The organism is uncultured Rothia sp., assembly GCF_937976295.1.
Classification (GTDB): Bacteria; Actinomycetota; Actinomycetes; order Actinomycetales; family Micrococcaceae; genus Rothia.
Window position 1 is genome coordinate 1 of sequence record NZ_CALJRY010000122.1, and the last position, 1,260, is coordinate 1,260.

A 1,260-nucleotide genomic window follows, 5' to 3' on the forward strand; every position below is an offset into this window, starting at 1 on the left:
CCGGGCTTCACAACCTTGCTCATCGGCTCGGTGAACCGCGGGGAGAACTGCACGAGCGCCTTACCGCGAATCTCATTCGGGTCAATGCCGTACTCGTTCATCGGCAGGTCGGGGTCGAACTCGCGGCGGCCCTCCCACAGGGCGCGTGCGGTCGAGTACACCAGGGTCGAGGCGAGCGCTCGCGCCTCATCACTGAGCAGCGGCGAGGATGCCGCCATGCCCAGGTAGCGCACGAGAATGCCGGTGAACAGGCCGCCGTCGCCGTCACCGTGAGAGATGAGGATGCGGCGGCGAGCACCGGAGAGGAACTCCACCTCTTCGGTCATGTGCTTGACGATGCCGACGATGAGGCGCTCGGCGCGTTCTGCGGGGTCCACCTCGCAGGGCACACCGGATGCGGCGAGGCTCAGCAGCGCACCCAGGGCGGTTCCCTGGTTGTAGGTGAATTCGCCGCGTTCGTATTCGTACTCGTCGCCGCGTACGTTCACGCCGTCAATATAGAGCGAACGTTCTGCATCCCAGAGGGTTTCGTTCATCCAGTCCATGAGCGCGGCGGCAGTCTTCGGGTCGCCCGCACGCACATACGCCAGAGCGGTCGGCGCGGTCGCCGCAGCATTCACAAAATCACGCTTGGACTTGCGCCAACTCATGCCACCCACCGGGGAAATGCCCTTCGCCAGCTGCTCGAAGAGAGCCGCGCCAGCATCCTGAGCGGCAACGTCGTTAGCGCCGGTCAGCTCAATGCAGAAGGAGTTCATGCGGCCCACCGCGAGGGTCAGCCACGCCATATCGTCAAAATAATCGTTCGCGAAGCGGCCGTAATTACGCACGTTAATGCCGCGCAACAGTGCGCGGGCGCGGTGTAGCTCTTCCTGGGCGGCAGTAATATCGCCCTCGCGTAGGTGACGCTGACCGGCATCAATCACACAGTCCAGCAGGTGCGCCTGCCACCAGTAATGCCAAATGCTCAGACGCTGGCTCAGCGGGCGCGGATCGGGAACCTGCACCGAACCGATGAGGGCACCGGGCACACCGAGGATGCGATGCACAAAGGTGTCGGTGACGCTGTCGGCTGCGGCAGCGGCGTGCGAGGAGGTGCGCTGAGCGTACTCGCTAATCGACTCCAGAGACTGCTCGTTGTGGGAAGACGGCTGGGAATTCATGGACCCTCTGTAGTTGCGGTGAAGTATTACGTCTGAAATTATCCCACTTTTTGCCCTCTGAGCGCCCGGATGCTGTGGGCGGGCTCTCGGGTGTGAT

At 63.2% G+C, this 1,260-nt stretch carries 1 protein-coding gene; it reads right to left on the reverse strand.

What is annotated here, in order from left to right; genetic code table 11:
* The coding region (locus tag Q0216_RS03085; RefSeq protein ID WP_298592840.1) for a glycoside hydrolase family 76 protein at positions 1 to 1,163 on the reverse strand (1,163 nt) is incomplete at its 3' end.
* Positions 1,164 to 1,260 lie beyond the last annotated feature (97 nt).